Genomic DNA, 4,722 nt, shown 5'->3' with positions numbered 1-4,722 from the left:
ACGGACCTACCCGAGCAGCGTCGCCGCCGCGGTCAGTCTCCGACAAACCCGGCAGTCAGAATAGAGCTGCCGAGCTGCGCAAAAAGGGCATATGGGAAATCGCCCGGAGTCGTCTCCGGATCAGACCGGCAGGGGCGCGTGCTCCGCCTCGACAAGCGACCGCGACGGGGGCACGACGAACTTGTAGCCGACCTGGCGAACGGTGCCGATCATCGACTCGTACTCCGAGCCGAGCTTGGCGCGCAGTCGCCGGACGTGCACGTCCACCGTGCGGGTGCCGCCGAAGTAGTCGTAGCCCCAGACCTCGCGCAGGAGCTGGTCCCGGGTGAACACCCGGCCCGGGTGCTGAGCCAGGAACTTGAGCAGCTCGAACTCCTTGTAGGTGAGGTCGAGCGGACGGCCCTTGAGCTTGGCCGCGTAGGTGTCCGGGTCGATGGTCAACTCGCCGGCCCGGATCGAGCCACCCGCGCCAGCCGTCGCGTTGCTCAGCCGGCCCACCGCCAGCCGCAGCCGTGCCTCGACCTCGGCGGGGCCGGCCGAGGCGAGGATGACGTCGTCGACGCCCCAGTCGGCGTTGAGTGCGATCAGGCCGGCCTCGGTCACCACCGCGACCAACGGCACGCCGAGCCCGGTGGCGTGCAACATCCGGCAGGTCGCCCGGGCCTCGCTCAACTCCGATCGGGCATCCACCATCACCGCGTCGGGGCTAGGGCCCGCGACCAGGGTGCGAACGTCACGCGGCGCGGTGCGGACCGAGTGCGGTAGCAGGTCGAGCGCCGGCAGCACAGCCGACGGTTCTCCTGCGCGCGCGGTCACCAGCAGCAGGATCTCCACGATCACCTCCGTCCCGGCGGCGCAAGGCCGCACGCGACCAGTCGCACTCTTCAAGGAGTGCGCTGAGAAATTGCGTGGTCCCGGCGTCGCTGACGGGCGGGTAACGCGTTGAGCCTAACCGATCGCCTCGGCCGCGCCGTCAGGCCATTTCCCGTTTGTCTAGCTTGCCCCTGATCGTGGCCCGGTTTTTAACGTCGCTGAAACCCTTGACCACCGCGTCGGGCCGTCGGTCTGGCACGATCGGGTCGTGTTTCCCTCCACCTCGCCCGAGGCCGGCCGCGAATCGTGGCCCGCCGGGCCCCAACCGGGTCCGGCCGCCGCAGCGACGCGCGGCCAACCGCCCGCGCCGCGTACCGGTCCGGCCACCACCGATGGCGACCGCCGCGAACGAGGTGGGCCCCGCCGTGCCCGCCGCTCCGGCGAGCCGGCCCGCCGATCCGAAGACGAGATCGACGAGCCGGAAGAGGAGGTCGTTCCCCCGGTCGCGGTGCACCGTCAACTGGCGCTGACCATCGCCGGCTTCGCTGCCCTGCTCGGCGTCGGCCTGGTGCTCGGCGCGCAGACGTCGGGTCCCGGTCACCGGCTGCCGTTCGCCTTCATCATCTTCGGCGTCCAACTGCTCTTCGTGCTCGCCTGGACGATGGCGATGCGTCCGCCCGCGCTGTTGGTGGTCGCCGGGATCAGCGCCGTTGTCGCGGCGCTGGTCGACATCGCGGCGGTGCAGACCGACGTCGCCGGCCTGGCGCCGCTGGGCTACCTGGCCGCCGGTGGGTTCCTCGCCGCGGTGCTCGGCCAACTGGTTCGTCGCGTCGACCGGGTCCGGGTCACCGACTCCGTCGGTTCCACACTGCTCATCGTGGTCGGGGTGGTGGCCTTCGGCACCCTGATCGTGCTCAGCCGGATCCCGGCCGGCACGCAGGCGATCACCGTCTGCCTGACCGCGAGCGGTGTCGCGCTCACCGTCGCCCGGCTCACCGACGCCGTCCTGCCCTGGCCCCGGCTCGCACCGCAGGTGCCCCGGGGCGCCGCCGGCGTGGTGGCCGGCGCGATGGTCGGCACGCTGACCAGCGCCCTCCTCGGCAGCTACCTGGTGGCTCCCTTCACGCCGACCCGGGCCGCCGTGATCGGCCTGGTCGCGGCGGTCACCGCCGTCCTCTCCGATCTCGCCGTGGGGTACGCGGAGGCGGGCCGGTTGATGGCCGGTGAACCGCCCACGATGTGGGTGGCCCGGCACATGCAGGGCCCGCTCGGCGGCTTCGCCCTGGCGGCGCCCGCCGCGTACGCCATGTGCATGCTTCTCCTCTGAGTCGCGGTTGAGCGCTGGGCCGGTCGGGTACCTACGGGTGCGCCGCCCTGCGGCGTCGGTATGAACGACCCGTCGCGGCGCGACGGGCGGAGACAGGAGGCGGCGTGGCGCAGGACTATCCGGTGGACCAGGCGCGACCCCGACGGCGTGGCCGCAAGCTGCTCATCGGGCTGTTCGTGCTGCTCCTGCTGCTGGCGGGGTTGCTGGTGGTCGCCGACCGGGTCGCGGTCGGGGTCGCCGAGCGGATGATCGCCGACCGTGTCCGCCAGGAGATCACCAAGCAGGGCGCGCAGTCCGCCGCTCCTGAGGTGGAGGTGGGCGGGACCCCGTTCCTCACCCAGGTGCTGGATGGCCGTTACCAGCGGATCACCATCAACCTGCGGGACGTGCAGGCCCCGGTCGAGGGCGAAGCCGTTCGGCTCCCGGTGCTCGACGTGACCGCCCGCAAGGTGCGGGCCTCGCTGGACACCCTGCGCACCGGCCAGGGTGACATCGTGGCGGACACCGTCAACGGCGCCGGCACGATCAGCTACGAGAGTCTGGCCGCGCTGCTGAAGCGCCCGGGCCTCACGCTCGGCGAGCAGAACGGCAAGCTCACCGTCACGGCCCCGGCCGACATCCTCGGTCAGAAGCTCACCATCAGCGGCACCGCCGACGTCACGGTCGCCGACAACGGCGCTGTCGCCCTGCGGTTCAACGACCTGGACGCCGCCGGTCTGCCGAACCTGCCGCTGGCCCGGGCCTTCCTGAGCAACTACGCCAAGAGCATCTCCATCGATGTTCCCCTGCCGGAGCTGCCGTTCCAGCTCGCGGTCCGCGAGGTCCGTCCGCTGCCGGAGGGGCTGGCGGTCACCGTCGACGCGAAGAACGTCCCGATCAACTCCGCTGGCTGACGCCGGAGGCGCGGTGGGACGCCGGAATCCCCGGCGATCCCGGCGATTCCCGGATGGTGGTCGGCCCAGTGGCAGCACGGTCACTGGCTGGTAAGCTCCCTGGCCATGGGGACCCACCTCACCAAACGGCGCGCGGTCGACCTGTGCCGCGTGGCCACCTGCCTGTGTCGCCCCGTCATCTGACGGCGGGGCTGTCTCCGGCCGCCTGACGGCGGCCACCGGCACGGGGTTCTCACACCCTCCGGTCATCCCACCGAACGCCCGGCAGCGGCGCCGTCGCACGAACCCGTGATCCCGTCCTTCCGCTGGGTCCCGCGCGTGGTGCGACAGTTGCATCCATCGATCTCCGCGCGTTGGCTCACCATCCATCCTCACCAGGGAGTGATTCGATGAGTCGCGACACCGCACTCGTTTCGGCCGAGTGGGCCGAGAAGAACCTCGATGCCCCGGGCGTCGTCTTCGTCGAGGTCGACGAGGACACCTCGGCCTACGAGACCGGCCACATCGCCGGCGCCATCAAGATTGACTGGAAGACGGACCTCCAGGACCAGGTCCGCCGGGACTTCGTCAACAAGTCGCAGTTCGAGGCGCTGCTCTCCGAGCGGGGCATCAGCAACGACGACGTCGTCGTCCTGTACGGCGGCAACAACAACTGGTTCGCCGCGTACGCCTACTGGTACTTCAAGCTCTACGGCCACCGGGACGTGAAGCTGCTCGACGGCGGCCGTAAGAAGTGGGAGCTGGACGCCCGTCCGCTCGTCACCGACGCGGTGTCCCGCCCGGCGACGCAGTACGTCGCGCAGGAGCCGGACACCTCCATCCGGGCGTTCCGCGACGAGGTCGTCGCGGCGATCGGCACCAAGAACCTGGTCGACGTGCGCAGCCCGGACGAGTTCGCCGGTCGCCTGCTCGCCCCCGCCCACCTGCCGCAGGAGCAGGCGCAGCGGGCCGGCCACATCCCCACCGCGATCAGCGTGCCGTGGTCCAAGGCGGCCAACGAGGACGGCACCTTCCGGTCCGACGACGAGCTGCGCAGGATCTACGGCGACGCGGGGCTCGACGACGGCAGGGAGACCATCGCGTACTGCCGGATCGGTGAGCGCTCGTCGCACACCTGGTTCGTGCTCCAGGAGCTGCTGGGTCACCGCAACGTCAAGAACTACGACGGCTCCTGGACCGAGTACGGCTCGCTGGTCGGTGTGCCGGTCGCGCTCGGCGACGAACCCGGGGAGGCATGATCATGACTCTTCCCACCGCCGCGGGTTGCGCCGCACCGGACCAGGCCGCGCCGCTGCCGGCCAGCCTGGACCTGGAGAAGGAAACCGTGATCACCGGCATCGTCCGTTCCGCCGAGGCCGAGCCGGTGCCCGGCGCGTACGTCCGGCTGCTCGATTCGACCGGTGAGTTCACCGCCGAGGTGGTCACCTCGTCCGCCGGGCAGTTCCGGTTCTTCGCCGCACCGGGTTCCTGGACGCTGCGGGCGTTGTCCCGGCACGGCAACGGCGACACCGCCGTCACTGCCGGCCGAGGCGTCAACGAGGTTGCCGTCACCGTCGCCTGACCCACTGCTCTGATCGACCGGGGCCGGTCACCCTCCCGGGGGTGGCTGGCCCCGGTCGCAGGTAGGCGAACCCGGCGCGGACACCGCCCCGCCTCCGGCCGGCGTCCGGGACCGGGAGGCCGGGCACG

The 4,722-nt window shown here is 71.3% G+C and carries 6 protein-coding genes; 5 read left to right on the top strand and 1 reads right to left on the bottom strand.

Annotated features, from left to right (window positions below):
* Nucleotides 1-120 precede the first annotated feature (120 nt).
* Nucleotides 121-840, bottom strand: coding sequence for a response regulator transcription factor (locus tag ABZ749_RS29645; RefSeq protein WP_357233574.1), 720 nt, complete (start codon nucleotides 838-840; stop codon nucleotides 121-123).
* A 241-nt stretch (nucleotides 841-1,081) separates the two neighbouring features.
* Between ABZ749_RS29645 and ABZ749_RS29640 the strand changes: the two genes are divergently transcribed.
* The 5 genes from ABZ749_RS29640 (at nucleotide 1,082) to ABZ749_RS29620 (ending at nucleotide 4,594) form a co-directional block, all read left to right on the top strand.
* Nucleotides 1,082-2,140, top strand: a complete 1,059-nt coding sequence (locus tag ABZ749_RS29640; protein WP_357233572.1) for a hypothetical protein — start codon at nucleotides 1,082-1,084, stop codon at nucleotides 2,138-2,140.
* Between the two features lie 104 nt (nucleotides 2,141-2,244).
* Nucleotides 2,245-3,033, top strand: coding sequence for a DUF2993 domain-containing protein (locus tag ABZ749_RS29635; RefSeq protein ID WP_357233570.1), 789 nt, complete (start codon nucleotides 2,245-2,247; stop codon nucleotides 3,031-3,033).
* 105 nt (nucleotides 3,034-3,138) lie between these two features.
* On the top strand, nucleotides 3,139-3,216 hold the full coding sequence (locus ABZ749_RS29630) for an Ms5788A family Cys-rich leader peptide (RefSeq protein ID WP_310503780.1): 78 nt from the start codon (nucleotides 3,139-3,141) through the stop codon (nucleotides 3,214-3,216).
* A gap of 206 nt (nucleotides 3,217-3,422) precedes the next feature.
* Nucleotides 3,423-4,271: a sulfurtransferase gene (locus tag ABZ749_RS29625; protein ID WP_355005814.1), complete on the top strand. Its 849-nt coding sequence runs from the start codon at nucleotides 3,423-3,425 to the stop codon at nucleotides 4,269-4,271.
* A gap of 2 nt (nucleotides 4,272-4,273) precedes the next feature.
* The gene (locus tag ABZ749_RS29620) at nucleotides 4,274-4,594 is read left to right on the top strand and encodes a DUF1416 domain-containing protein (RefSeq protein WP_355005813.1); all 321 of its coding nucleotides are present in this window, start codon (nucleotides 4,274-4,276) and stop codon (nucleotides 4,592-4,594) included.
* Nucleotides 4,595-4,722 lie beyond the last annotated feature (128 nt).

This window comes from Micromonospora sp. NPDC047753, from assembly GCF_040642735.1.
Classification (GTDB): Bacteria; Actinomycetota; Actinomycetes; order Mycobacteriales; family Micromonosporaceae; genus Micromonospora.
Note: the sequence above shows the minus strand (reverse complement) of the source record. Positions and strands in the feature narration are given on the sequence as shown.